This is a genomic window from Agrobacterium sp. V1 (genome assembly GCF_030518355.1).
Classification (GTDB): Bacteria; Pseudomonadota; Alphaproteobacteria; order Rhizobiales; family Rhizobiaceae; genus Agrobacterium; species Agrobacterium cucumeris.
The window spans coordinates 2,104,433-2,129,408 of sequence record NZ_JAULSF010000002.1; the positions used below are offsets into that span (position 1 = coordinate 2,104,433).

The 24,976-nt window shown below is 58.5% G+C and carries 22 protein-coding genes and 1 tRNA gene; 19 read left to right on the forward strand and 4 right to left on the reverse strand.

The features are described 5' to 3' along the window. Positions 1-20 precede the first annotated feature (20 nt). The 11 genes from QSV77_RS23395 to glpK all read left to right on the forward strand — a co-directional run bounded on the left by QSV77_RS23395 (position 21) and on the right by glpK (position 14,388). Positions 21-2,669 carry a nitrate reductase gene (locus QSV77_RS23395; protein WP_302735236.1) on the forward strand — a complete coding sequence of 883 codons (2,649 nt, stop codon included), beginning with the start codon at positions 21-23 and terminating at the stop codon, positions 2,667-2,669. Further along, positions 2,641-4,119, forward strand: coding sequence for a siroheme synthase CysG (cysG, locus tag QSV77_RS23400; protein ID WP_302735237.1), 1,479 nt, complete (start codon positions 2,641-2,643; stop codon positions 4,117-4,119). Before QSV77_RS23395 ends, cysG begins: the two co-directional genes overlap by 29 nt. Before the next feature lie 140 nt (positions 4,120-4,259). Next, positions 4,260-5,033: a DeoR/GlpR family DNA-binding transcription regulator gene (locus QSV77_RS23405; protein ID WP_302735238.1), complete on the forward strand. Its 774-nt coding sequence runs from the start codon at positions 4,260-4,262 to the stop codon at positions 5,031-5,033. A 107-nt stretch (positions 5,034-5,140) separates the two neighbouring features. After that, positions 5,141-6,664, forward strand: coding sequence for a glycerol-3-phosphate dehydrogenase (gene glpD / locus QSV77_RS23410; protein ID WP_302735239.1), 1,524 nt, complete (start codon positions 5,141-5,143; stop codon positions 6,662-6,664). A 37-nt stretch (positions 6,665-6,701) separates the two neighbouring features. Further along, a complete protein-coding gene (locus QSV77_RS23415) occupies positions 6,702-7,772 on the forward strand; it encodes an ABC transporter ATP-binding protein (RefSeq protein WP_302735240.1) in 1,071 nt (356 codons plus the stop codon). Between the two features lie 13 nt (positions 7,773-7,785). Next, on the forward strand, positions 7,786-8,856 hold the full coding sequence (locus tag QSV77_RS23420) for an ABC transporter ATP-binding protein (protein ID WP_142841719.1): 1,071 nt from the start codon (positions 7,786-7,788) through the stop codon (positions 8,854-8,856). A 2-nt stretch (positions 8,857-8,858) separates the two neighbouring features. Then, on the forward strand, positions 8,859-9,725 hold the full coding sequence (locus QSV77_RS23425) for a carbohydrate ABC transporter permease (protein WP_046799053.1): 867 nt from the start codon (positions 8,859-8,861) through the stop codon (positions 9,723-9,725). Between the two features lie 3 nt (positions 9,726-9,728). Continuing rightward, positions 9,729-10,640, forward strand: coding sequence for a carbohydrate ABC transporter permease (locus QSV77_RS23430; protein WP_137087126.1), 912 nt, complete (start codon positions 9,729-9,731; stop codon positions 10,638-10,640). Positions 10,641-10,642: 2 nt separating this feature from the next. Further along, a complete protein-coding gene (locus tag QSV77_RS23435) occupies positions 10,643-10,936 on the forward strand; it encodes a DUF2160 domain-containing protein (RefSeq protein WP_271362027.1) in 294 nt (97 codons plus the stop codon). Between the two features lie 75 nt (positions 10,937-11,011). Further along, complete coding sequence (locus QSV77_RS23440; protein ID WP_302735241.1) at positions 11,012-12,733, forward strand: ABC transporter substrate-binding protein; 1,722 nt, start codon at positions 11,012-11,014, stop codon at positions 12,731-12,733. Between the two features lie 155 nt (positions 12,734-12,888). Then, complete coding sequence (gene glpK, locus QSV77_RS23445) at positions 12,889-14,388, forward strand: glycerol kinase GlpK (RefSeq protein WP_142841716.1); 1,500 nt, start codon at positions 12,889-12,891, stop codon at positions 14,386-14,388. Positions 14,389-14,443: 55 nt separating this feature from the next. Here glpK and QSV77_RS23450 read toward each other — a convergent pair whose 3' ends face one another. Beyond that, positions 14,444-15,304 (reverse strand): LysR family transcriptional regulator, encoded by an 861-nt coding sequence (locus QSV77_RS23450; RefSeq protein WP_142841715.1) that lies wholly within the window; start codon positions 15,302-15,304, stop codon positions 14,444-14,446. Between the two features lie 99 nt (positions 15,305-15,403). On the opposite strand from QSV77_RS23450, the gene QSV77_RS23455 reads away from it, so the two are divergent. Next, complete coding sequence (locus tag QSV77_RS23455) at positions 15,404-16,423, forward strand: bile acid:sodium symporter family protein (protein ID WP_302735242.1); 1,020 nt, start codon at positions 15,404-15,406, stop codon at positions 16,421-16,423. A 66-nt stretch (positions 16,424-16,489) separates the two neighbouring features. Here the strand turns inward: QSV77_RS23455 and hspL are convergent, their stop codons facing one another. Continuing rightward, on the reverse strand, positions 16,490-16,972 hold the full coding sequence (gene hspL / locus QSV77_RS23460) for a heat shock protein HspL (protein ID WP_046799048.1): 483 nt from the start codon (positions 16,970-16,972) through the stop codon (positions 16,490-16,492). 222 nt (positions 16,973-17,194) lie between these two features. Between hspL and QSV77_RS23465 the strand changes: the two genes are divergently transcribed. Both QSV77_RS23465 and QSV77_RS23470 read left to right on the forward strand, forming a co-directional pair. Beyond that, positions 17,195-17,368 (forward strand): hypothetical protein, encoded by a 174-nt coding sequence (locus tag QSV77_RS23465; protein ID WP_193559526.1) that lies wholly within the window; start codon positions 17,195-17,197, stop codon positions 17,366-17,368. Then, positions 17,340-18,281, forward strand: a complete 942-nt coding sequence (locus QSV77_RS23470; protein WP_302735243.1) for an alpha/beta fold hydrolase — start codon at positions 17,340-17,342, stop codon at positions 18,279-18,281. Before QSV77_RS23465 ends, QSV77_RS23470 begins: the two co-directional genes overlap by 29 nt. 16 nt (positions 18,282-18,297) lie before the next feature. On the opposite strand, the gene hisN is transcribed toward QSV77_RS23470, so the two are convergent. Both hisN and QSV77_RS23480 read right to left on the reverse strand, forming a co-directional pair. Beyond that, complete coding sequence (gene hisN / locus QSV77_RS23475; protein ID WP_302735244.1) at positions 18,298-19,074, reverse strand: histidinol-phosphatase; 777 nt, start codon at positions 19,072-19,074, stop codon at positions 18,298-18,300. Positions 19,075-19,394: 320 nt separating this feature from the next. Then, on the reverse strand, positions 19,395-20,279 hold the full coding sequence (locus QSV77_RS23480; protein WP_046799046.1) for an N-formylglutamate amidohydrolase: 885 nt from the start codon (positions 20,277-20,279) through the stop codon (positions 19,395-19,397). 182 nt (positions 20,280-20,461) lie between these two features. Between QSV77_RS23480 and cpdR the strand changes: the two genes are divergently transcribed. The 5 genes from cpdR (at position 20,462) to QSV77_RS23505 (ending at position 24,926) form a co-directional block, all read left to right on the forward strand. Then, positions 20,462-20,824: a cell cycle two-component system response regulator CpdR gene (gene cpdR / locus QSV77_RS23485; protein WP_003497910.1), complete on the forward strand. Its 363-nt coding sequence runs from the start codon at positions 20,462-20,464 to the stop codon at positions 20,822-20,824. An 82-nt stretch (positions 20,825-20,906) separates the two neighbouring features. Continuing rightward, positions 20,907-20,981, forward strand: a tRNA-Val gene (locus tag QSV77_RS23490). Positions 20,982-21,308: 327 nt separating this feature from the next. Further along, entirely contained in the window at positions 21,309-22,322 is a 1,014-nt protein-coding gene (locus tag QSV77_RS23495; protein WP_271362019.1) for a substrate-binding domain-containing protein, read from the forward strand. 69 nt (positions 22,323-22,391) lie between these two features. Beyond that, positions 22,392-23,912 carry a sugar ABC transporter ATP-binding protein gene (locus QSV77_RS23500; RefSeq protein WP_302735245.1) on the forward strand — a complete coding sequence of 507 codons (1,521 nt, stop codon included), beginning with the start codon at positions 22,392-22,394 and terminating at the stop codon, positions 23,910-23,912. A 12-nt stretch (positions 23,913-23,924) separates the two neighbouring features. Further along, positions 23,925-24,926: an ABC transporter permease gene (locus QSV77_RS23505; protein ID WP_142841687.1), complete on the forward strand. Its 1,002-nt coding sequence runs from the start codon at positions 23,925-23,927 to the stop codon at positions 24,924-24,926. Positions 24,927-24,976 lie beyond the last annotated feature (50 nt).

A 24,976-nucleotide genomic window follows, 5' to 3' on the forward strand; every position in this document is an offset into this window, starting at 1 on the left:
CTCACCGAGAGGGCAAACCCATGCCCGTTGAAACAAAAACCACCTGTCCTTATTGCGGTGTCGGCTGCGGCGTCATCGCCACCGTCAGCGACACCGGCGTCGTGTCCGTCAAGGGCGATCAGGACCATCCTGCCAATTTCGGTCGGCTATGCTCCAAGGGTTCGGCTCTCGCCGAAACCATAGACCTCGAAGGACGTCTTCTCTATCCTGAAATTGCCGGCAGGCAAGTTGCATGGGACGAAGCACTTGACCTCGTCGCCTCCCGCTTCTCCGAAACCATCGCCGAACACGGCCCGGATTCGGTTGCCTTTTACGTCTCCGGCCAATTGCTGACGGAGGATTATTATCTCGCCAACAAGCTGATGAAGGGGTTCATCGGCTCGGCCAATATCGATACCAATTCAAGGCTTTGCATGTCGTCTTCGGTCGCCGGCCATCGCCGCGCCTTCGGAGCCGATACGGTGCCGGGCACCTATGAGGATATGGAGCTTGCCGATCTGGTGATCCTCACCGGTTCCAACCTCGCATGGTGTCATCCGGTTCTCTACCAAAGGCTGGCGGCGGCAAAGACCGCACGGCCGGAAATGAAGGTCGTGGTCATCGATCCGCGCCGGACGATGAGCGCCGATATTGCCGATATGCACCTCGCCATCTGCCCGGATGGAGATGTGGCGCTGTTTACCGGTCTTTTGGCGCATCTTTCCGGCAGTTCCGTGATCGATAGTGCTTACGTGCAAAACCACACGGCCGGTTTCGACGCCGCCATGCAGGTCGCAAGCGAGCATAGCCTGCCGGGGATCGCCGAAGCCACCGGCCTGACCATCGCCGAACTGATTTCCTTTTACGAATTGTTCGAACGCACGGAAAAAACCGTCACCTGTTACAGCCAGGGCGTCAACCAGTCGCAAAGCGGCACAGACAAAGTCAATGCGATCATCAACTGCCACCTCGCAACCGGCCGTATCGGCAGGCCGGGCATGGGGCCGTTTTCGCTGACCGGCCAGCCGAACGCCATGGGCGGGCGCGAGGTCGGCGGGCTCGCCAACATGCTGGCCGCCCATATGGCCCTCGAAAGCGCTGAGGACCGCGACCGGGTGCAACGTTTCTGGGCCTCGCCCGCCATTGCGCAAAAGCCCGGGCTAAAGGCGGTGGACATGTTCCGGGCCGTGGCCGACGGCCGCATTAAGGCATTGTGGATCATGGCCACCAACCCCGTCGTCTCGATGCCGGATGCCGGTGCCGTCGAAGCCGCGATCAAGGCCTGTCCTTTCGTCGTGGTGTCCGATGTCATGGCCAATACCGATACGGCCCGTCATGCCCATGTGCTTTTGCCTTCACTCGGCTGGGGCGAAAAGGACGGCACGGTTACCAATTCCGAACGGCGCATTTCCCGTCAGCGCGGTTTTCTCCCTGTGCCCGGCGAAGCCAAGGCCGATTGGTGGCAAATGGCGGAAGTGGGCCGGCGCATGGGTTTCGACGCTGCTTTCGCTTATCGCCAGCCATCGGAGATTTTTGCCGAACACGCGGCCCTTTCCGGCTTTGAGAATGCGGGCAGCCGGGATTTTGATATTAGTGGGATCGAGCCGGATTCCTATGGAGAGATGCCACCCTTTCAATGGCCGAAAACCGTAACCGGTGGCAATGCCGAAACGCGCTTTTTCGCGGATGGTCGTTTTTACCATGCCGATGGCAAGGCGCGGTTCATCGCCACAGCCTTGCCGGAGACCGGCAGAACGTCGCCCGATTATCCGCTGACGCTGAATACCGGCCGCATCCGCGACCAATGGCACACCATGACCCGTACCGGCAAAAGTGCGCGGCTGACCGCCCATATCGCCGAGCCTTTCGCCGAACTTCACCCGCGTGATGCGCAGGCGCTGGGCATCGAAAGCGCCGATCTGGTGGAACTGGAAAGCCCGCACGGCAAGGTTCTGCTGCGCGCACTGGTCAGCGAAAGGCAGGCGCGTGGATCGGTCTTTGCGCCAATGCACTGGAACGACCAGTTCGCCTCGCGGGCGCGCATCGATGTGGTTGTTGCGCCGGTCACGGACCCGCATTCCGGCCAGCCGGCTTCTAAAAACGTGGCGGTGAGGGCAAGGCGTTTTGCGGCAAAGGCCTATGGCTTCGCCATCTCCCGCACCCGGCCGGATGCACCGGATTGCTCCTATTGGGCGACAGCCAAGGCGGATGGCGGCTATCGCATGGAGCTGGCCTTCGAGGAAGAACCGCAGGACTGGACGCTCTGGGCGCGGCAGGTTTTCGGCATCGATGTCAGGGTCGAGCCGCTTGGTTACAACGACCGGCAGACGGGCAATCTGCGGCTTGCCTTTTTCGATGGTGAGAGCCTCTTGGCAGCGCTGTTCATCGCCAATCAGCCGGTGGCCGTCGCCCGCAACTGGGCGATATCGCAATTGACCGAGCGCCATGAGGATTTGCGCATGCGCTTTGCGCTGGTTGCCGGTCGCCCCGGTGCCGGGCGGGCCGATCCGGGTGCGACGGTCTGCTCCTGCTTTAATGTTGGGGTCAATCAGATCACCGCCGCCATCCGCGATGGCTGCCACAGCGTCGAAGCCATCGGCAAGGCGTTGAATGCCGGAACCAATTGCGGCTCGTGCCGCGCCGAAATCAGGGGGATCATCGATGGATGCCTTAAAACCGCAGCGGAATGAACCGGCGCGCATGGAAAAGTTGGCCAAATTACCAGTTTTCTGGGGGCTGGAGGGTAAGCGTGTGGTGCTTGCGGGAGGGTCGGATGGGGCCGCCTGGAAAGCGGAACTGCTGCTCGCCTGCGGTGCTACGGTGCATGTCTATTGCGACAAGCAAGATTTGTCGGAGACATTCACGACCCTTATTGCAAAGAACCCGGCCTTGAGCTTTCACGACCAATCCTGGCATTATGGCATATTCGACAATGCCGAACTGGCGCTGGCGGATTGCGAAACGGATGTGGAAGGAAAAGCCTTTTATTCCGCTGCGCGGGCTGCCGGCGTTCCCGTCAATGTCATCGACAAGCCGGAATTTTGCCAGTTCCAGTTCGGCTCCATCGTCAATCGCTCGCCGGTGGTGGTATCGATTTCCACCGATGGCGCAGCCCCCATTCTGGCGCAGGCCATCCGCCGGCGCATCGAGACATTGCTGCCGCTGGCCCTGAAGGATTGGGGCGCACTTGCCCAGACGATCCGTGATCGCGTCAATCTGCGGCTCGCACCCGGCCCGTCACGGCGATCTTTCTGGGAAAATTTCGTCGATCGGGCCTTTACCGAAAGGCTGGATGAGAGCAGCGAAGAGCGGCTGCTGACGGATATCGGAATGCAGGACGCGCGCACGGGCTCAGGGCACGGACGCGTAACGCTCGTGGGGGCCGGTCCCGGTGACGCTGAGCTTCTGACACTGAAAGCGGTTCGCGCCCTGCAGGCCGCCGATGTCATCTTATTCGATGATCTCGTGTCAGCGGAGGTACTGGAACTGGCGCGGCGGGAGGCGAAGCGCATGCTGGTCGGCAAGCGCGGTGGCCGGGAAAGCTGCAAGCAGGAAGACATTAATGACATGATGATCCGCCTCGCCAAGGCCGGCAAACGGGTAGTGCGGCTGAAATCCGGCGATCCGATGATTTTCGGGCGCGCCGGCGAGGAGATCGCCGCGCTGGAGGCTGAAAATATCCCGGTCGACGTCGTGCCGGGCATTACCGCCGCAAGTGCCATGGCCTCCCGCCTCGGCGTCTCCCTGACGCATCGCGACCATGCGCAGTCTGTTCGCTTCGTCACCGGTCATTCGCGACAGGGAAAGTTACCGGAGAATATCGATTGGGCATCGCTTTCCAATCCCGCCGTGACCACTGTTTTTTATATGGGCGGCCGCACTGCAGCTGATATCCAGTCTTACCTGCTCGCTAACGGCATGCCTGCCTCGACGCCCGTGGCGGTGATGATTGCCGTCAGCCGGGCAAATGAACAGCGCTGGTGCGGTTCGCTCGCGCAACTGGCTGCGGCAGTCGAGAGACTGGGCGTGAACGAACCTATCCTGATCGGTATCGGCGATGCGTTCAGTGCCGCGTCTTCGGGATTCTCCGGTATCGATATGCAGGGTGTCGCCTCAAGGATGGCTCAGAAAGCCGGCTAGTGAGTTCGTGGGCAACGCCATTGCGTGTTTTAGGCATATTCGCAGACAGGTAGAACGCACCGCCACAAACCTTCCCTTGACATTGGTTTTTCGTTCGCTCTTCAATAAAACGAAAAAATTGAAAGAGGAGGGAGGGTGAAATGCTGCTCACACCGCGTCAGGATGAAATCGTTGCGCTGGCGAAAGTGAACGGGCGGGTGCTGGTCGATGAGCTGGCGGCGCGCTTTTCGGTGACTCCCCAGACAATTCGCAAGGACCTGAACGATCTCTGCGACACCAGGGTGCTGACGCGCATCCATGGCGGCGCACTTTTTCCAAGCGGCAATGAAAACGTCAAATACGAAGCGCGCCGCGCGATTGCATCTGTTGAAAAACAGGCGATCGGGGCTGCTGCCGCTGCCCTCATTCCCAATAACTCGTCGCTTTTTATCAACATCGGCACGACGACCGAGTCGGTGGGTGAAGCTTTGGCGGACCACCACGAATTGATGGTCATCACCAACAATATCAATGTTGCCAACAGGTTGCGGGTTTTCCCGGGCATTGAAGTGGTGATTGCCGGCGGCGTGGTGCGCGGTTCCGATGGCGGCATCGTCGGTGAGGCGGCGGTCGACTTCATCCGCCAGTTCAAAGTCGATTTTGCCGTCATCGGCGTTTCGGCCATTGATGAGGACGGCGCTCTGCTGGATTTCGATTTCCGCGAGGTCAAGGTCGCGCAGGCGATCATTTCCAATGCCCGCCATGTCATTCTGGTGTCGGACTCGCTCAAATTCGAGCGGACGGCCCCGGTGCGCATCGGCCATCTTTCGCAGGTGCATACTTTTATTACCGACCATTGCCCGGTCGATTCGATCCGTTCCATCTGTGCCGATCATGACGTTCGGCTTATTGAAACCGAGGCGCGGGAGACCTGATCCTGCGCCATCGGAATTTCGTTTGACATTCGTTTTGTCTTCGAATTAGATGTCCATGCTTTCAATATATCGATGAGGAGAGCGTCGATGAAAGCGCGGGAGAATTCATGTCTGACGAGGCAATCCACGATATTTTCGTGATCGGCGGCGGCATCAATGGCTGCGGCATTGCGCGTGATGCCGTTGGCAGGGGTTATTCCGTTGCACTTGCGGAAATGAACGATTTTGCCTCAGGCACCTCGTCCGCCGCGACCAAGCTCATCCATGGTGGTTTGCGTTATCTCGAACATTATGAGTTTCGTCTGGTGCGCGAAGCGCTGATGGAGCGGGAGGTGTTGTGGGCCATGGCGCCGCACATCATCTGGCCCATGCGTTTCGTTCTGCCGTTTCAGAAAGGTGGCGTGCGTCCGGCCTGGCTCGTGCGTCTCGGACTTTTTCTTTATGATCACCTCGGCGGCCGCAAGCTTCTGCCTGCCACCCGTTCGCTTGATCTGCGCCGCGATCCCGCCGGAAAACCGCTGAAGCCGATTTTCGCCCGCGCTTTCGAATATTCTGACGGCTGGGTGGATGATGCCCGGCTTGTGGTGCTGAACGCCCGCGATGCCGCTGATCGTGGCGCCCTGATCCTCAACCGCACGCAGGTGGTTTCAGCGCGACGCGAAGGCGCCTTCTGGCGGGTTGAAACCCGGAGCGCAGCCGGGGAAAGCGCGACCTACCGGGCACGCATGCTGGTAAATGCCGCCGGCCCCTGGGTCGACAAGGTCCTGTCTTCGGCATTCGGCAAAAACAACGTTCACAATGTCCGCCTCGTGCAGGGCAGCCACATCATCGTGCGCAAGAAGTTTGCCGATCCGCGCGCCTATTTTTTCCAGAATCCAGACGGGCGGATCATCTTCGCCATCCCTTACGAACAGGACTTCACGCTGATCGGCACGACGGATCGCGACTATACCGCCGATCCCCGCGCTGTTAAGATCACCGCGGAGGAAATCAGCTATCTTTGCAGCGCGGCCAGCGAATATTTTGCCGAACCGGTTACGCAGGACGATATCGTCTGGACCTATTCCGGCGTGCGGCCGCTGTTCGACGACGGCGCGTCGAAAGCGCAGGAAGCGACCCGCGATTATGTGCTGAAAACTGATGGAGCGGAGGGCGAAGCACCTTTGCTCAATATTTTCGGCGGCAAGCTCACCACTTATCGGCGGCTTGCCGAACATGCTCTTGAAAAAATCGGCGATGCGCTGGGTGAAAAGGGTGCGCCCTGGACGGCGGGTTCGCATTTGCCGGGCGGGAACTTCGGTGCAGAGGCTTACGGTGCAGAGGTTTCGGCCCTGCGTTCGCGTTACCCCTTCCTGGAAGAGCGACATGCCGGGCGGCTCGTCCGCTGCTACGGAACGGATGCGACGGCAATGATCGGTTCTGCCACGGAAGCCGCAGCACTGGGCCGTCATTTCGGCGGTACGCTTTATGAGGTCGAGGTTCACTGGCTGATGGCGCGGGAATGGGCGCTGACGGCGGAGGATATTCTGTGGCGCCGCACCAAGCAGGGGCTTTTTTTCACTCCTGAAGAGGTGCGCGGGCTGGAGGACTATATCGAAGACATTGCAGGGGAACGCTTGAAGGCAATCTGACGATCCGATCGAAAAGCGGAGGAGGCTTTGGATCAACATGCTTGAATTGCGAAACGTCTCGAAGATGGCCGGCGGTGAATATCATATTCACCCGACCGATCTGACGTTGCAGCGCGGAAGCCTGAACGTCCTGCTTGGACCGACACTTTCGGGCAAGACGACGCTGATGCGGCTGATGGCCGGGCTGGACAAGCCGAGCGGCGGCGCGATCTTCTTTAATGGTGAGGACGTGACGGGCTGGCCGGTGCAGAAGCGCAACGTCGCCATGGTCTATCAGCAGTTCATCAATTATCCGGCGCTGAGTGTCTACGAAAACATCGCCTCGCCGATGCGGGTCGCCGGTAAAGACCAGGCAACCATTGATCGGGAGGTGAGAAAGGCCGCCGAGCTTCTGAAGCTCACGCCCTATCTCGACCGGACTCCACTCAATCTTTCCGGTGGCCAGCAGCAGCGCACGGCGCTCGCCCGCGCCATCGTCAAGAGCGCCAATCTGGTGCTGCTTGATGAGCCGTTGGCCAATCTTGATTACAAGCTGCGCGAGGAGTTGCGCGAGGAATTGCCGCGCATTTTCGCGGAATCCGGTGCAATCTTCGTTTATGCCACCACCGAACCTTCCGAGGCGCTGCTGCTGGGTGGCAATACCGCGACGCTCAATGAGGGAAGGGTGACGCAGTTCAGCCGCACCATCGAGGTTTACCGGCATCCGGTGGATATCGTGACTGCGGAAATCTTCGCAGATCCGCCGCTTAACACCATCGAGGTCATCAAGGCCGGCAATGCTTTCACCCGTGCGGACCATGCCGTCGTGGCAGTCCCCGCACATCTTGCCAGCATGCCGGATGGTCCCGTCACCATTGCCTTCCAGCCACACCACCTCTTCCCCTATGCGAAGGGAGAAGCGCGGCAATCCATTCGGGCGCGAACGCTGATTTCGGAAATCGCCGGATCGGAAAGCTTCGTGCATGTGGAATTTTCGGGCCGGCGCTGGGTCATGCTGGCGCACGGCATTCACGATATCGAGCCGGACAGGGACATCGAACTGTTTCTTGATACGCGGCATTTGATGGCCTTTGACGCGAATGGCCGCGCCATCGGCAAAGCGGCTTAAAGGGAGATCGGTCATGGCACGCATCACGCTCGATCACATCCGCCACGCCTATAACGCCAAGGCGCAGGCAGCCGGCGATTATGCCCTGAAAGAAGTGCATCACGAATGGGAGGACGGCGGGGCTTATGCGCTGCTCGGGCCTTCCGGCTGCGGCAAGACCACGTTGCTCAACATCATTTCCGGGCTGCTGCGCCCCTCCGAAGGGCGTATCGCTTTCGACGGAACTGACGTGACCGATCTTGCCACCGAAGACCGCAATATCGCCCAGGTATTCCAGTTCCCGGTCGTCTACGACACGATGACGGTCTACGACAATCTGGCCTTTCCGCTGCGCAACCGGCATGTGCCGGAAGCAGAAGTGGATCGCCGGGTGCGGGACATCCTTGAGATGACCGATCTTTCCGGCATGGCCAAACGCCATGCGCGCGGGTTGACGGCAGATCAGAAGCAGAAGATTTCGCTGGCACGCGGCCTCGTGCGTTCCGACGTCAACGCCATCCTCTTCGACGAGCCGCTGACGGTTATCGATCCGCATATGAAATGGGTGCTGCGCTCGCAGCTGAAACGGCTGCACCGGCAATCCGGTTTCACCATGGTCTACGTGACGCATGACCAGACCGAAGCGCTGACCTTCGCCGACAAGGTGGTGGTGATGTATGACGGGCAGATCGTCCAGATCGGCACGCCGGCGGAGCTTTTCGAGCGGCCTGGGCATACATTTGTTGGTTACTTCATCGGCTCGCCTGGCATGAACGTGCTGCCCGCCAGGATAGACGGCGCAACCGCTATGATCGGCGACCTCGGTGTGCCGCTTGCCGGTGTACCGAAGGTTGATGGAGCGCAGCGCATTGAGATCGGCGTTCGCCCGGAATTCATCCGGCTGGAACGGGGCGGCATGCCGATCACCGTCGACAAGGTCGAAGATATCGGCCGGCAGAAAATCGTCCGCGCCCGGTTTGCCGGCCAGAAGCTGGCAATTGTCGTTGCCGAAGACGAGGAAATTCCGGCGGAGGCGGGTGTTCGCTTCGACCCGGCCGCCATCGGCGTCTTTGCCGATTCCTGGCGTGTGAAGATGGGGGCCTGACCATGGAAAAGAGCTGGAACAACAAGGCGTGGTTCATGGTGCTGCCGGTTTTGGTACTGGTCGCCTTTTCCGCCGTCATTCCGCTGATGACCGTCGTGAACTATTCGGTGCAGGATACCTTCGGCAATAACCAGTTCTTCTGGGCGGGCACACAATGGTTCGAAGAAATTCTGGCATCGGCCCGGTTCTGGGATGCGCTGGGGCGCAACCTGCTGTTCTCCGGCATCATCCTCGCGATTGAAATTCCGCTCGGCATTTTCATCGCGCTCAAAATGCCGAAATCCGGCATCGGCGTGCCTGTCTGCCTTGTGACGATGGCGCTGCCGCTTCTCGTGCCGTGGAACGTGGTCGGCACAATCTGGCAGGTGTTCGGGCGCAGCGATATCGGGCTGCTCGGTTATTACGCCAACCAGCTTGGGCTTGATTACAACTACGTCAATGATCCGCTCGATGCATGGATCACGGTCGTCATCATGGATGTCTGGCACTGGACGAGCCTCGTCGTGCTGCTCTGCTATGCCAGCCTCGTTTCCATTCCGGATGCCTATTACCAGGCGGCCAGGATCGATGGCGCATCGCGTTTCGCCGTATTCCGGTTCATCCAGCTGCCGAAGATGAAACGCGTACTGCTCATCGCCTTCCTGCTGCGCTTCATGGACAGCTTCATGATCTATACCGAGCCTTTCGTGGTCACCGGCGGCGGCCCGGGCAATTCCACCACCTTCCTGTCCATCGATCTCGTGAAGATGGCGCTCGGCCAGTTTGACCTTGGTCCTGCAGCAGCCATGTCGCTGATCTACTTCCTCATCATCCTGCTGTTGTCCTGGGTGTTCTACACCGTGATGACCAGCCACGACGCGGAGACTTGAGACATGAGCGCCTCTGATGTCACCACAAGCGTGGAACGGATGGGAAATTCCCCGGTGAAAGCTGCCTCGGCGGGATTGTCGGGCCTTGCGGCACGATCGCGCCGCCGCCATGGGCCATCGCGTTTTTCCTGGCTGGTGCCGACGATCTACATCATTCTTCTGCTGGTGCCGATCTATTGGCTCGTCAATATGAGCTTTAAGACGAATGCGGAAATCGTCTCGTCGATGACGCTTTATCCGCATCAGCCGACGCTGCAGAACTACCGGACGATCTTCACCGATTCCTCCTGGTATTCGGGTTACATCAACTCGATTATCTACGTCGTGATGAACATGGTGATCTCGGTTGCAGCGGCACTTCCGGCGGCCTATGCCTTCTCGCGTTACCGTTTTCTCGGCGACAAGCACCTGTTCTTCTGGCTTTTGACCAACCGCATGGCGCCGCCCGCCGTGTTCGCGTTGCCCTTCTTCCAGCTTTATTCGGCATTCGGGCTGATCGACACGCATATTGCTGTGGCGCTGGCGCATTGCCTGTTCAACGTGCCGCTGGCGGTGTGGATCCTCGAAGGCTTCATGTCGGGCGTGCCGAAGGAAATCGACGAAACCGCCTATATTGACGGCTATTCCTTCCCGAAATTCTTCGTGAAGATTTTCATGCCGCTCATCGCTTCCGGCATCGGTGTGGCCTGCTTCTTCAGCTTCATGTTCTCGTGGGTCGAGCTTCTGATCGCCCGTACGCTGACGACGACGGACGCCAAGCCGATTGCCGCGACGATGACGCGAACCGTGTCCGCCGCCGGCATGGACTGGGGCCTGCTTGCCGCCGCCGGTGTGCTGACACTCATTCCGGGTGCGCTGGTGATCTGGTTCGTGCGTAATTACATCGCCAAGGGCTTTGCGCTGGGGAGGGTTTGACCATGATAAAGATGCCCGATTTTACCTGGATGGCGTGGACTTGGGCTACGGCCGCATTTTTCTGCGCCATCGCCGCGCTGCTCGTCGGCATGTGGGTTTGGGAATATTTTTCGCCCGGCGGCAATCCCCGTTTCGGCCTCTTGCGCTTTGAAACCACGCGCGGCGACCGGTTGTTCATTTCGCTGCTCGGCAGCGCCTTCATTCATCTCGCATGGCTCGGGCTGGTCGGCCCGAACCTGTGGTGGGCTCTCGCTCTGTCCGTGGTCTACGCCATCGGCGTTTTCCGTTTCGTCTAGAGCAGAAAGAACGGTGCGGCGGAGGAAAACCGCACTGGAGGACTTCATGCAATCGCAACCCCTGGGAGGACTGATATGCGACGGCATCTGATGACGACGACGGCAGCCATGCTGCTGGCAATGACAGGTTCCGCTTTCGCCGGAATGGAGGAAGCAAAGCAGTTTCTGGACAAGGAAATCGGCGATATGTCGTCGCTTTCCCGTGCGGATCAGGAGAAGGAACTGCAATGGTTTATCGATGCCGCGAAACCTTTCGCCGGCATGGACATCAAGGTCGTTTCCGAATCCCTGACCACGCATGAATATGAATCGAAAGTTCTGGCGCCGGCCTTTACCGCCATTACCGGCATCAAGGTCACGCATGACATCATCCAGGAAGGTGACGTCGTCGAAAAGATCCAGACCCAGATGCAGACCGGCCAGAACCTTTATGACGGCTGGGTCAACGACAGCGATCTCATCGGTACCCATTGGCGCTACCAGCAGGTGCGCAACCTGACGGACTTCATGGCCAATGAAGGCAAGGACGTTACCAATCCCGGTCTCGACCTCAAGGATTTCATCGGCAGCGCCTTTACAACGGCGCCGGACAAGAACCTCTACCAGCTTCCCGACCAGCAGTTCGCGAACCTCTACTGGTTCCGTTACGACTGGTTCAACGACGACAAGAACAAGGCCGATTTCAAGGCCAAATACGGCTACGACCTCGGCGTGCCGGTCAACTGGTCGGCTTATGAGGATATCGCCGAATTCTTCACCGGCCGCGATGTTGGCGGCAAGAAGGTCTTCGGCCATATGGACTATGGCAAGAAGGACCCGTCGCTTGGCTGGCGCTTCACCGATGCATGGCTCTCCATGGCTGGCAACGGCGACAAGGGTCTGCCGAACGGCCTGCCGGTCGATGAATGGGGTATCAAGGTCAACGACAAGTCGCAGCCCGTCGGTTCCTGCGTGGCGCGCGGTGGTGATACCAATGGTCCGGCTTCGGTCTATTCCATCGAGAAATATCTCGAATGGCTGAAGAAATACGCGCCGCCGGAAGCACAGGGCATGACCTTCTCCGAATCCGGACCGGTGCCGGCGCAGGGCAACATTGCCCAGCAGATCTTCTGGTACACGGCCTTTACCGCCGATATGGCCAAGCCCGGCCTGCCTGTCGTCAACGAGGACGGCTCGCCGAAATGGCGCGTCGCACCTTCGCCGCATGGCGTCTACTGGAAGGACGGCATGAAGCTCGGTTATCAGGATGTGGGTTCGTGGACATTGATGAAATCCACCCCCGACGACCGCGCCAAGGCTGCATGGCTTTACGCGCAGTTCGTGACCTCCAAGACGGTGGATGTGAAGAAGAGTCATGTGGGTCTCACCTTCATTCGTGACAGCACGATCCATCACCAGAGCTTCACGGATCGGGCTGCCAAGCTCGGCGGTCTGATCGAGTTCTATCGCTCGCCGGCCCGCGTGCAATGGTCTCCAACCGGCACCAACGTTCCTGATTATCCGAAGCTGGCGCAGCTGTGGTGGCAGGCAATCGGCGATGCGTCGTCGGGTGCGAAAACCGCGCAGGCAGCCATGGACTCGCTCTGCGCCGAGCAGGAAAAAGTCATGGCCCGTATCGAGCGCGCCGGTGTGCAGGGTGATATCGGCCCGAAACTGGCGGAGGAGCACGATATCGACTACTGGAACAAGGACGCCGTTTCGAAGGGCAATCTGGCTCCGCAGCTGAAGATCGCCAACGAAAAGGAAAAGCCGGTCACCGTCAATTACGACGAACTGGTCAAAAGCTGGCAGAAGTAATCTCTGCGTGACATGAAGCATTTTCAGTAAAAGTGCGTAGCGGTTTTACGTCCGGAAAATGCGTGAAAACAAAGATACAGAGTACGTCCGACGACGTGCTCTGAAACCGGGGCGGCTTTGCCGCCCCGTCATTGCGTCTGAAAGGGAGTTACATAATGGGCGGTTATATTCTGGCGATCGATCAGGGAACGACATCGACACGGTCGATGGTCTTTGATCGCGACATGCGGGTCATCGGTGTCGGACAGCGAGAATTTCCGCAACATTTCCCGGCCTCGGGCTGGGTGGAACATGATGCCGAGGATATCTGGAAAAGCGTGCTCGAAACCATCCGGCTGGCGCTTGCCGATGCCGGCATCGCCGCTTCCGATATCGAGGCTATCGGCATTACCAACCAACGCGAAACGACAGTGCTTTGGGACCGTAACACGGGTGAAGCCGTACACCGTGCGGTGGTCTGGCAGGATCGGCGCGCCGCACCCATCTGCGAGGACCTGAAACGCCGTGGCCTGGAGCCGCTGTTTTCGAAAAAGACCGGCCTGCTGCTCGATCCCTATTTTTCCGGCACCAAGCTGAAATGGATTCTGGATAGCGTCAGCGGTCTTCGCGAAAAGGCGGTGAGGGGTGACATCTGCTTCGGCACCGTCGACAGTTTCCTGATCTATCGCCTGACCGGCGGTCGTCGCCATGTGACCGACGCCACCAATGCCTCTCGGACCTTGATCTACAATATTGAGGACAATGCCTGGGATGACGAGCTGCTGTCGGTCCTCGACATTCCCCGCGCCATGCTGCCGGAGGTGCTGGATTGCGCCGCTGATTTCGGCGTGACGGACAAGGCGCTTCTAGGCGCAGAAATCCCGATCCTCGGTGTTGCCGGCGATCAGCAGGCAGCTGTCATCGGCAATGCCTGCTTCGAACCGGGCATGATGAAATCAACCTATGGCACCGGCTGCTTCGCGCTTCTCAATACCGGCACGGATCGCGTCGCTTCCACCAACCGGCTGCTGACGACGATTGCTTACCGTCTCGATGGTGTGACGACCTATGCGCTCGAAGGTTCGATCTTCATTGCCGGTGCGGCGGTGCAATGGCTGCGTGACGAGTTGGGTTTCATCTCGGTCGCCTCGGAAGTCAGCGCGCTTGCCGAAAAGGCCGATCCCAATCAGCGTGTTTATCTGGTGCCGGCCTTCACCGGCCTTGGTGCGCCCTATTGGGATGCTGATGCGCGCGGAGCGATCTTCGGCCTGACGCGTGGAACAGGACCTGCGGAATTCGCACGTGCTGCGCTGGAAAGCGTTGCCTATCAGACGTTTGACCTCCTGGATGCCATGCGCAAGGACTGGGCGGGTGACAATGGCAAGACGGTGCTGAGGGTCGATGGCGGCATGGTTGCCTCTGACTGGACAATGCAGAGGCTGGCCGATGTTCTCGCTGCACCGGTAGACCGGCCGGTCTTTCTGGAGACGACCATTCTGGGTGCCGCATGGCTCGCTGCATCGCGTGCGGGCATCTGGCCGGATCGTGAAGCCTTCGCAGCCCATTGGAAACGTGACCGCCGTTTCGCTCCTGACATGGACGAGGCGGAGCGGAAAAACGCCATCGCCGGCTGGCGTGACAGCGTCGGCCGGTGCCTTTCACGGCGGGAAAACTAGAGCATTTCCAGCAAAAGTGTGAAGCGGTTTTGCGTCCGGAAATGCGTCAGGGAAGCTATACGAAGCTGCCTGGCGCGATGCTCTTGCTGGACACGAGATCGGAAAGGGCGCGCACCAGTTTCGTATCTGTGCCCTTGCTCGGCTGAAGCACGAATTCCACGTCTTCGAGTGCCGGCAGCACATCCGCCGCAATCTCCTTGAGACCGGCAGGCGCCATGCTGCGTGGCTGCACCAGAATGCCCATGCCCGCTCTTGCAGCAGCCGTCAGCCCGCTGAGGCTGCCGCAGGTGCAGACAATGCGCCAGGAGAGGCCAGCGCGGTCAAGCGCTTCCTGCGCCGCCTTTCTGGTAATGCTCGGCGGCGGAAAGGCGATCAGCGGCAGGGCGTCCGGTTGGTTCAGCATGCGCTCGGGGTCACGCGCCAGCCACACCAGCGGTTCGCGGTAGAGGAAGTGTCCGAGCTTATCGCCAAGACGGCGTTTGGCCAGCACCACATCCAGTTCGCCATTATCCTGCATCTGGTAAAGCACGCCGCTCAGCGAAACCGTCAGTTCCAGATCCACCAGAGGATAAAGACGGATGAACTCTTCCAGAATGGCCGTCAGCCGGCTGGCGACGAAATCTTCGGAAACACCGAGCCTCAGCCGTCCGCGCAGGCGGCTTTCGCTGAAGAGCGAAGAGACCTTGCTGTCGATGTCAAGCATATTGCGGGCATAACCGAGCAGGGCTTCGCCTTCACCGGTCAGTTTCACCTGATGGGTGCTGCGCGCAATCAGTCGACGACCAAGCGAGGCTTCCAGCCGTTGAATATGCTGGCTGACGGTGGATTGGCCGACACCCAGTCGCTCGGCGGCCAGCGTGAAGCTGCCGGTTTGCTGAAGCATGACGAAGCTGGCTAGATGTTGAAGGTTCAGCATTATCTCAAATCATGATAACTGTTAGTCTTTGCATTCGAATTCATGATTAGCGATAGTGGCTGACATTTCAAGTAAAACTGATGCCGGAAAGATTTTCCCATGACCCGCTTCCTGCCTGACCGCTTCACCATGATGTTGGTGGCCACCGTGATTTTGGCTTCCTTTCTGCCAATCAGCGGTCAGCCGGCGGAATATTTCGGCCTTGCGACGAAGCTGGCGATTGCGCTTCTGTTCTTCCTGCATGGTGCGCGACTTTCGCGGGATGTGGTGATTGCCGGCATCCTGCACTGGCGTCTGCATCTGGCGATCCTGCTCGTCACTTTCGGCCTTTTCCCGTTGCTGGGCGTGGCGATCGGTTTCATTCCCGAAAACATCCTGCCGGCGCCGCTTTATATGGGCGTGCTTTTTCTCTGTGTCCTGCCATCCACTGTGCAATCCTCCATCGCCTTCACCTCCATGGCGGGCGGAAACGTGCCGGCGGCGATCTGCTCGGCTTCGGCATCGAATATTTTCGGCATGTTCCTGACGCCATTGCTGGTTGGCCTGCTGTTTACGGTCGGCGGCCATGGCAACGGGTTTTCGCTGGACGCTTTCCTGCAAATCTTCCTGCAGCTGTTGTTGCCTTTCATCGTCGGTCAGGTGTTGCAGCCGTGGATTGGCGACTGGATCCGGGCGCGCAAAAAACTGCTGTCTCCCGTTGATCGCGGCTCGATCTTGATGGTTGTCTATCTCGCTTTTTCCGATGCTGTCATCGAGGGTATCTGGCAGACGTTTTCCCTGCGCGACATCGGCGTGGTCATTGTCATCAACATCGTGCTTCTGGCGTTTGTCCTCTGCGTGACGATGTTCGGCAGCCGGGCGCTTGGTTTCAACAAGGCGGATGAAATCACCATCACCTTCTGCGGGTCCAAGAAGAGCCTTGCCAGTGGCGTGCCCATGGCGGGCGCGATCTTTGCCGGCCAGAGCATTGGCGCAATCGTTTTGCCAATCATGCTCTTCCATCAGATTCAGCTGATGGTCTGCGCCGTGCTGGCCCAGCGTTATGCCCGCAAGGCCCATGAGAAGGCAGCGATTATGGAAACGGCTGCTGCAGAAGGCGTGGCGGCATCCACCCGCTGACACAAAAATTTCTGCAAACAAAAACGGCCCCGTGAAGGGGCCGTTCCGATTGCATTTCACGATAGTTTAGTTGACCTGAGCCGGCGTGATCTGGGCTTCGATCGTCTTCGGCGCATCGGCGCTGTCGGACGAGATCGCGATGCGGCGCGGCTTCATGGCTTCCGGAATATTGCGGACGAGATCGATATGGAGCAGGCCGTTCTTTAAGGAAGCGGTCTGGACTTCGACGTGGTCGGCAAGCTGGAAGCGGCGTTCGAAAGCGCGCGTGGCGATGCCGCGATACAGGAATTCGCCTTCGGATGACTTCTCGTCCCCGGACTTCTCAGCCTTCACCGTCAGCGCATTGGCGCGGGATTCAATGCTGAGTTCGGTCTCATCGAAACCGGCAACAGCCATGGTGATACGATAGGTGTTTTCACCCGTCCGCTCGATATTGTAGGGCGGATAGGACTGGGCCTGCTCGGGTTGGCCGAGGCCGTCAAGCATCGAGAAAAGACGGTCGAAGCCAACGGTGGAGCGATAAAGGGGGGAAAAATCGACGTGACGCATGGTGTCCTCCTAAGAAGCGACTGTTTGCGGTTAGATCCGGCGTCCCGTTCTGGCAACGGCCGGACATAGGGCGCGGTCCCGTTCTGGCGACCGCATGAAGGAGATGGGAATGGCTGGAGCCTGCGTCAAGGGGTGGTCACAACATGAACCATGGCTGAACATCCGGTTCCGGCATCGTTCAGTTTGAGCGCCATAAAACTGCGGTCATCGGAGACATTCTCCGTGGACAGAAGCAATAACGTCCCTTCTTCTTCTGTCTTACTGGCCGGAACCGCGACTGCTTTAACCGACGGTTCCGGCAATTTTTTCTTTGACCTTCTGTCGCCGCCGACCTATCCGAAAAGAGTTGAAAAGCCGGAAAAGACCGATGATCGAAGCCACATTGCGCGTCAGTGAAGATAACCCGGTTCCCGGCAACCATACCGTCGGATATTTTGCCGGCCATGGCGGCAAGCAGCTTCGATATGCGATCTTTCGCGCCAGCCGCCATATTGCCCGCGGAACGGTGGTTCTTCTGCACGGCCGCAACGAGTGTATCGAGAAATATTTCGAAACGATTGCCGATCTGACGGCCATGGGCTTCTGGGTCGCGACCTTCGACACGCGCGGGCAGGGCGGTTCTGAACGGCTGCTGAAGAGGCCGGGCGCCGGGCATGTTCGGCGGTTTTCCGACTATCAGCGCGATATCAGCCTGTTTCTCGAGCAGGTGGTGTTGCCGGATACACGGCTGCCATTCTTCATGATCGCGCATTCCACCGGTGCGCTTGCAGCACTTGCGGCGGCACCCGACCTGTCCAACCGGATAGATCGACTGGCGCTTTGCTCGCCATTCATCGAGCTGGACAGCCAGCAATCCATTCCCTCGCCCGTCATCCGGCTTGTCTCGACGGTCTTAAGTCTCATTGGCCTGGGAAGAATTCAGCTCGGCAAGGATCAACGTGAGCGGGATTTCGATGGCAACCCGCTGACCTCGGATGCGAAGCGTTTTGCGCGAAATCTATTGCTGCACCGGCAATTTCCGGAACTGTTCATCGGTGCGCCAACGGCGCGCTGGGTCTATGAAGCCTTGAAGGCCATGGCGCGGGTGACCCGTCAGGATCATCTGACGAACATCACCATCCCCACCCTCATTCTGGCGCCGATGCTGGATACGATTACGCCCTATAAAGCGCAGGAAGAACTGTCGCGCAATTTCCGGGCGGCACAGCTTCTTCCCGTCACCGGTGCGCGCCATGAGCTGCTGCATGAACGCGATGTTTTCCGCAAACAGGCTCTGGCGGCCATCGACGCGTTTTTCGCGCCGGAGTGATGGCCGCGCCAGGCTCCTAGAGTTTCGAGAGGATGGCCAGGGCTTCTTCGTGCACGGCCCTGGACCCGGCTGCCAGAATGCGCCCGCCATTTTCCGGGCGCCCGCCATCCCAGGTGGTCATGATACCGCCAGCCTGTTCGATCAACGGGATCAATGCGCCGACATCATAGGGCTTCAGACCGGATTCGATCACCAGATCAACATGGCCGGCGGCCAGCAGGCAATAGGCGTAACAATCCACACCGTAGCGGAAAAGGCGGACCTGTTTCTCTACCTTTTCATAAAGCGGCTTTTCTTCTGCGGTGAAGATATGCGGGGTGGTGGTGAACAGCACCGCATCGGACAGAGACGCGCAATCACGCGTGCGGATTTTCTTTTCGCCATCGGGTCCGAAATACCAGGCACTTTCACCATCTGCGAAATAACGCTCTTTCGTGAAGGGCTGGTCCATGATACCCATCGTGGCGCGGCCGGCTGACTGGAAACCAATCAGCGTGCCCCAGACCGGCACGCCGGAAATGAAGGCGCGGGTACCATCGATCGGGTCGATGACCCAGATATGGTCGCGGTCGAGACCGACATTACCGTGTTCTTCGCCAAGAATGCCGTGCTGCGGAAAATGCTCTTCGATGAGCGCGCGAATGGCGGTTTCTGCTGCCTGATCGCCTTCCGTCACCGGATCATAGCCCCCATCCTGCTTGTTGGTGACGGCAATGCCCGTGCGAAAGCGGGGAAGCGTTTCAGCGCTGGCTGCATCGGCAAGTTTGAAGAAGAAATTCCGGTCGGGCAGCATGCGAAACCTCATTGCCTGGATGGTGGAGCCTGAATTGCGTGGCGAAATGCATAGACCGGAATCACATCCGCCGTCCACTCGTATGGATGCGGGAGCCGGTGTTTCCATATTTTCGGCAAAAGTCTAAAAAATAGGCATAAAATAAAATGATTGACAATTGTGCATTTACTGCGTAGCGTGACCCTGCAGTCTTTGACTGTAAATACCCTCCTTGGGTGTTTCCTCCCTAGACTTGACCGCGCCAAAAGCGCGGTTTTTTTTGCCCGGCATGCCGCCAGACGGTCTCGTCTAAAGATTTGAAATATCGGGAATTTGACGCGTTATTCGGCGGCGAGCGAAGTCTCGATCGCGTATTCCGAAACGAAAGCGCCGAGCTGGCGCATGAAGATTTCCAGCGATGCCTGAATGGCTGGAAAATCGGCTTTCTTCGAAAGCGTCTTTTCATCGACGTAAAGCGACCGGTTGACCTCGATCTGCAGCGCGTGGAGGGAGCGAATGGGCCGGCCGTAATGTTCGGTGATGAAGCCGCCAGCATAAGGCTTGTTGCAGACCGCGATGAAACCCAGCTCCTCAAGGAAATGCAGGGCGGCGCGGGAGACTTCCTGGGATGCGCTGGTGCCGTATCGATCGCCGATGATCACATCCGGTCTAAGGTTTGAGCCGGCGACGCGGATATTGCCGGGCATGGAATGGCAATCAATCAGCACCGCCATGCCGAAATTGGCATGGGTGCGTGAAAGCAGCCGGCGCAGGCAGGCGTGGTAGGGTTTGTAGATTGTCTCGATCCGCGAAAGTGCCTCATCGACCGGCAGGCGGTGAGCATAGATGTCCATATTTTCGGCGACGATGCGCGGCACCGTGCCCAAGCCGCCGGCAACCCGCATGGAGCCGATATTGGCATAAGGCGGCAGGGTGCCTTCGAACATGCGCGGATCGAGCTCATAGGGCTCGCGATTGACGTCGAGATAGGCGCGGGGAAAATTCGCTTTCAGAAGCGGCGCGCCGATCTCGGGGGCGGCGGCGAAAAGCTCATCGACGAAATGATCTTCCGAGCGGCGAATCTCATGCGAATCCAGCCGCGCCGATTCGAGGAAGGAAATGGGATAACAGCGGCCGCTATGGGGTGAATTATAGACGAATGGCAGGGTTTGAACGGCAGGCTCCGTTACTTCAAACAACTCATATTCGCCCGTTACCCAGTCCATTCAGACCCATTTACCATGTCACAAACTATCAGGACGTTCATGTTGCCAGTTACCGTGCAGCAAGTCCATACTATCGCCAAAGCAGCGCTATACCGATTCACGTGTTCACAGGATATTTACCGTGAAAATCCTATAATCGGGCTAGGGTATTCCAAACATTGAGCAGTTACGGTCACTTAACCATGAATCAAAAAATTCTTCTTGCTGAAGACGACAACGATATGCGCCGCTTCCTCGTCAAGGCGCTGGAAAAAGCCGGTTACAAGGTTTCTTCCTTCGACAATGGCGCAAGCGCTTACGACCGGCTTCGCGAAGAGCCTTTTTCGCTGCTGCTGACCGATATCGTCATGCCTGAAATGGATGGCATAGAACTCGCGCGACGCGCGACCGAACTCGACCCGGACCTGAAAGTCATGTTCATCACCGGCTTTGCCGCGGTCGCGCTGAATGCCGATTCGAAGGCCCCGAAGGACGCCAAGGTGCTTTCCAAGCCGTTCCACCTGCGCGATCTGGTGGATGAGGTCAACAAACTCCTTGTGGCGTAAGGCCTCTTAAAAAACCTTCACAAAACCGAAAAAAAGCAGTTGACGCATGAACCGGTTTTGTGGTCTATCCGCCGCCAACGGAGGGCGTGTAGCTCAGCGGGAGAGCACTACGTTGACATCGTAGGGGTCACAGGTTCAATCCCTGTCACGCCCACCATCCGAATTCATAAAAAGGGTTTCTGAGTAATCAGAAACCCTTTTTTCGTTTCTGGCCTGCGCCAATTCAATCTCCCCACATGATCCGCAAGAGGTTTTCACAACGTCTCGAAGCGTGAATATCCGCAAGCGGCAGATTGCCTCGATGGGCCCTTATCGCCGATCCTCCCCGATGACGTTTGCGTTGATTGAAATAAATTTCGCACAACAAAATAAAATTCAAATCGCATTGACGCCCACTCGGTTTGCGGATATCTCAATGGTCATGCAATAAATTACAAAGTTCAAAATTTATTGCGGACTAGCTCATTGTCCTTGGGAGGGGAATATGTTGGCTTTTCTGAAATCGACCGTTGCCGCGGGTGTTTTTGCCGTGGCGGTTTCCGCTGGCGTGGCTTCACCGGCCGCCGCTGCGGGCAAATTCGCCTGCGAACCGGGTGAGACCTATGTGATGAACGTCATGGTTTCCAGCCACCCCTATTGGGTGCCGGTCTTTGAAGGGTTCAAGCAGGCCGCCAAGGCGCTTGGCTGTGAGGCTGTTTTCACTGGCACGCCCGAATATGACATCACCAAGCAGATCGCGTCCTTCGAACAGGAACTGGTGAAAAAGCCGAAAGGCATTTTGCTGCATCCAATGCAGGCTGATCCCTTCATCGAACCGATCAACAAGGCCATTGCCTCAGGTGTATCGGTGACGACTTTCGCGGCTGACTCTCCGAAGTCGAAGCGCACCGCCTATATCACCTCGGACAATGTTGCCGAGGCGAAATTCGCGGCTGATGAAATCGTCAAGAAGATCGGCGAAAAAGGCGAATATGCGGTTCTGGAAAATCCGGGTCAGAGCAACCACGATCTGCGCGTCACCGCCCTCATCGATTATATGGGGCGCACCTACCCGCAGATGAAACTGGTCGGCCGCCAGGCGACCAATCAGGATTCGAACCTCGCCTATCAGGCAACCGGCGCATTGTTGCAGGCCAACCCTAATCTGGGCGCCCTGTGGATTCCCGAGGCCGGTTCGGCCGAAGGCGCGACGGCCGCTGTTCTGGAGGCAAAGAAGAAGGTCCTGATCCTGCACGCGGACATCACGCCTGCGACGCTCGAGCATATCAAGCAGGGCAATATCTACATGTCCATCAACCCCAACCAGGGCGTTCAGGGCTTCATGGGTTTCATGAACACCTTTCTCGGCGCCCATTCGGACCTGATTGACCCGTTCAACGACTATAAGGTGTCGGGCTTCAACCCGATGCAGGTTCCGTCGATGGACAATGGTTTTGCCGTGATCACCAAGGCGAATGCCGCTTCCTTTGATCTCAACGACTATATGAAGGGGCGCTGACGCGTCGCCCATGAACCGGCGGGGTTTGAGCCTCGCCGGTCAAATGGGAAGCAGCTTCGGGAGGGCGTTATGGGCGAGGTCATCCTCAGCATGACGAATATTCATAAGGCGTTCGGCCCCGTGCGGGCGTTGCGCAGTGCTGCACTCGAATTGCGGCGTGGTGAAATCCACGCGCTGGCGGGTGAAAACGGTGCCGGCAAGTCGACGTTGATGCATATTATCGATGGCATTCTGCAGCCGGATGGCGGCGAAATCCTGCTGGATGGCAAACCGGTGCGGATATCTTCGCCCAATGCGGCGAACCGACTCGGCATCGGTTTCGTCCATCAGGAAATTGCCCTTTGCCCGGAAATTTCGGTTGCCGAGAACATGTTCATGTCGGAGACTGGGCAAAGCCGCTCCCTGTTCATGAATTATCGCGATCTCGGCAAGCGGGCGGCAACCATCCTGCGGGAAATCGGTGATATCGACCCCGCCAGCCGCGCCGGTGATCTGTCGATCTCGCAACAGCAGATAGTCGAAATCGCCAAGGCGCTGACGCTGGATTGCCGTATCCTGATCCTGGATGAGCCGACGGCGGCTCTGACCGAAACTGAAGCACAGACGCTTTTCCGGATCATGCATCGGCTGGCGGAACGCGGGATTGCGATCATCTATATTTCGCACCGGATGGCGGAGATTTTCGAGCATTGCAACCGCATCACTGTCATGCGCGACGGTTGTCACATCAAGACGGCGAATATCGCTGAGATTTCTCCGGAGGAGGTCGTCAACAGCATGGTCGGGCGGGTTCTCGACAAGCTTTATCCGCCGAAACTTTCGGACGATGAAAAGTCGGACGATGTCATTCTGTCCGTTCGGGGATTGAACGAAGGAAAACGGGTTTTCGATGTCGATTTCGATCTGCGTCGTGGTGAAATCCTCGGTCTTGCCGGTTTGATCGGTGCGGGCCGAAGCGAGATCGCACGAGCGGTTTGCCGGCTGGAAGGGAAACCCAGCGGCGAAGTTACGCTGCGTGGTCGGCCGCTGAGGCTGAAGGATTATCGCGACAGCATCCGCGAGGGGCTGGTCTATCTGTCCGAGGATCGCAAGGGTGACGGGCTTTTCCTCAATATGTCCATTGCCGAAAATGTCTCGGCGCTCGATGTCGGCAGGATATCGAACGGCATGGGCTTCATCGAGCGGCGCAAGGAAATGAAGCGCGCCGATGAGTTGGGCAAGCGGCTGAAATTGCGGGCCAATAGCGTCGGCGACGCTGTCTCCACCTTGAGCGGCGGCAACCAGCAGAAAGTGGCTCTTGCAAAGATGCTCTCGGTGGAACCCGAGGTCGTCTTTCTGGATGAACCGACACGGGGGGTGGATGTGGGTGCAAAGGCCGAAATCCACCGCCAGATACGGGAACTGGCGCGCGAAGGCGTCGGAGTGGTGGTCATATCCTCGGAGCTGCCGGAACTCATCGGCGTCAGCGATCGCGTGCTGGTCGTGCGCGAAGGGCGCATTGCCGGTGAGGTGCAGGGAGAGGACATGACGGAGGAGAAGATCATGCAGCTTGCATCGATCAATATTGTGCATAGCCCGGCCGGGGCCTGAGGGAGCGGGAAAATGGCAACATCGGAAACACCTTCAAGCCTTGCCGAGACGGCGGTTCGCCGTACTGCCTGGTGGGAGCCGGCGCTGAAAGCACGCGAAACCGGACTGATCGTCATCATCCTCGCGCTTTTTGCGGTGATGTCGTTCATATCACCGTATTTTCTGACCGTGGACAATTTGCGAGCCATGGCCATGGTATTCGCCATCGAAAGCATCGTCGTGGTCGGCATGACGATCCTGTTGATCTCCGGTGGTATCGATCTGTCAGTTGGTTCCGTCACGGCACTTGCCATGGTCGCCGCCGGCTGGCTGTTCCTCAACGGTGTCGATCCCTGGGTGGCGGCCGGACTGGCGATCTGCCTCACGACATTGGTCGGCATGGCCATGGGCTTCCTGACAACGGTTATCGGCCTGCATCATTTCATTGTGTCGCTGGGCGTCATGGTGATTGCCCGCGGTGTCTGCCTGCTGGCAACGGGTGGTCGACCGCTCGGGCTCTTTTCCCTGCCGCCGGAATTCAAGTTCATCGGCCAGGGCGCGCTTGGTGGCATTCCGCTGGTGCTGATCATCTTCGCGGTGGTGGTGGTCTCGTTCGATCTTTTGCTGCGGCGCACGACCGCCTTTCGCAAGGTGTTCTATACCGGCAGCAATCCCAAGGCGGCGGCCTATTCCGGCATCCGCGTCGGTCGGGTGGTCTTCGCCACCACCACGCTGTGTTCGATGCTGGCCGGCGTCGCAGGCGTGATCTACATGGCTCGCTTCGGGTCCGCCCAGCCAAGCTTCGGCATCGGCATGGAACTCAACGTGATTGCCGCGGCGGTCATCGGCGGTGCCAGCCTTTCGGGCGGCTCGGGCACCATTCTCGGCGCAATTCTCGGGGCAATCCTCTTGTCGGTCGTTTCCAGCTCGCTTGCCTTGCTTAACGTGTCTGTCTACTGGCAGGACATTATCAGGGGCAGCATATTGCTGACGGCGGTTCTGTTCGACCACTATCTGGTCAGGCGTCGCCGCTGAGCGCCCATCGCGCGCGCATTGAACGCCTGAAGGTAACTGGAGAAAGATGA

What these genes read in the sequence shown, in the direction of transcription:
- QSV77_RS23395 (WP_302735236.1), top strand. Translation starts at nt 21, where the DNA reads ATGCCCGTTGAAACAAAAACCACCTGTCCTTATTGCGGTGTCGGCTGC.
- cysG (WP_302735237.1), top strand. Translation starts at nt 2,641, where the DNA reads ATGGATGCCTTAAAACCGCAGCGGAATGAACCGGCGCGCATGGAAAAG.
- QSV77_RS23405 (WP_302735238.1), top strand. Translation starts at nt 4,260, where the DNA reads ATGCTGCTCACACCGCGTCAGGATGAAATCGTTGCGCTGGCGAAAGTG.
- glpD (WP_302735239.1), top strand. Translation starts at nt 5,141, where the DNA reads ATGTCTGACGAGGCAATCCACGATATTTTCGTGATCGGCGGCGGCATC.
- QSV77_RS23415 (WP_302735240.1), top strand. Translation starts at nt 6,702, where the DNA reads ATGCTTGAATTGCGAAACGTCTCGAAGATGGCCGGCGGTGAATATCAT.
- QSV77_RS23420 (WP_142841719.1), top strand. Translation starts at nt 7,786, where the DNA reads ATGGCACGCATCACGCTCGATCACATCCGCCACGCCTATAACGCCAAG.
- QSV77_RS23425 (WP_046799053.1), top strand. Translation starts at nt 8,859, where the DNA reads ATGGAAAAGAGCTGGAACAACAAGGCGTGGTTCATGGTGCTGCCGGTT.
- QSV77_RS23430 (WP_137087126.1), top strand. Translation starts at nt 9,729, where the DNA reads ATGAGCGCCTCTGATGTCACCACAAGCGTGGAACGGATGGGAAATTCC.
- QSV77_RS23435 (WP_271362027.1), top strand. Translation starts at nt 10,643, where the DNA reads ATGATAAAGATGCCCGATTTTACCTGGATGGCGTGGACTTGGGCTACG.
- QSV77_RS23440 (WP_302735241.1), top strand. Translation starts at nt 11,012, where the DNA reads ATGCGACGGCATCTGATGACGACGACGGCAGCCATGCTGCTGGCAATG.
- glpK (WP_142841716.1), top strand. Translation starts at nt 12,889, where the DNA reads ATGGGCGGTTATATTCTGGCGATCGATCAGGGAACGACATCGACACGG.
- QSV77_RS23450 (WP_142841715.1), bottom strand. Translation starts at nt 15,304, where the DNA reads ATGCTGAACCTTCAACATCTAGCCAGCTTCGTCATGCTTCAGCAAACC.
- QSV77_RS23455 (WP_302735242.1), top strand. Translation starts at nt 15,404, where the DNA reads ATGACCCGCTTCCTGCCTGACCGCTTCACCATGATGTTGGTGGCCACC.
- hspL (WP_046799048.1), bottom strand. Translation starts at nt 16,972, where the DNA reads ATGCGTCACGTCGATTTTTCCCCCCTTTATCGCTCCACCGTTGGCTTC.
- QSV77_RS23470 (WP_302735243.1), top strand. Translation starts at nt 17,340, where the DNA reads ATGATCGAAGCCACATTGCGCGTCAGTGAAGATAACCCGGTTCCCGGC.
- hisN (WP_302735244.1), bottom strand. Translation starts at nt 19,074, where the DNA reads ATGCTGCCCGACCGGAATTTCTTCTTCAAACTTGCCGATGCAGCCAGC.
- QSV77_RS23480 (WP_046799046.1), bottom strand. Translation starts at nt 20,279, where the DNA reads ATGGACTGGGTAACGGGCGAATATGAGTTGTTTGAAGTAACGGAGCCT.
- cpdR (WP_003497910.1), top strand. Translation starts at nt 20,462, where the DNA reads ATGAATCAAAAAATTCTTCTTGCTGAAGACGACAACGATATGCGCCGC.
- QSV77_RS23495 (WP_271362019.1), top strand. Translation starts at nt 21,309, where the DNA reads ATGTTGGCTTTTCTGAAATCGACCGTTGCCGCGGGTGTTTTTGCCGTG.
- QSV77_RS23500 (WP_302735245.1), top strand. Translation starts at nt 22,392, where the DNA reads ATGGGCGAGGTCATCCTCAGCATGACGAATATTCATAAGGCGTTCGGC.
- QSV77_RS23505 (WP_142841687.1), top strand. Translation starts at nt 23,925, where the DNA reads ATGGCAACATCGGAAACACCTTCAAGCCTTGCCGAGACGGCGGTTCGC.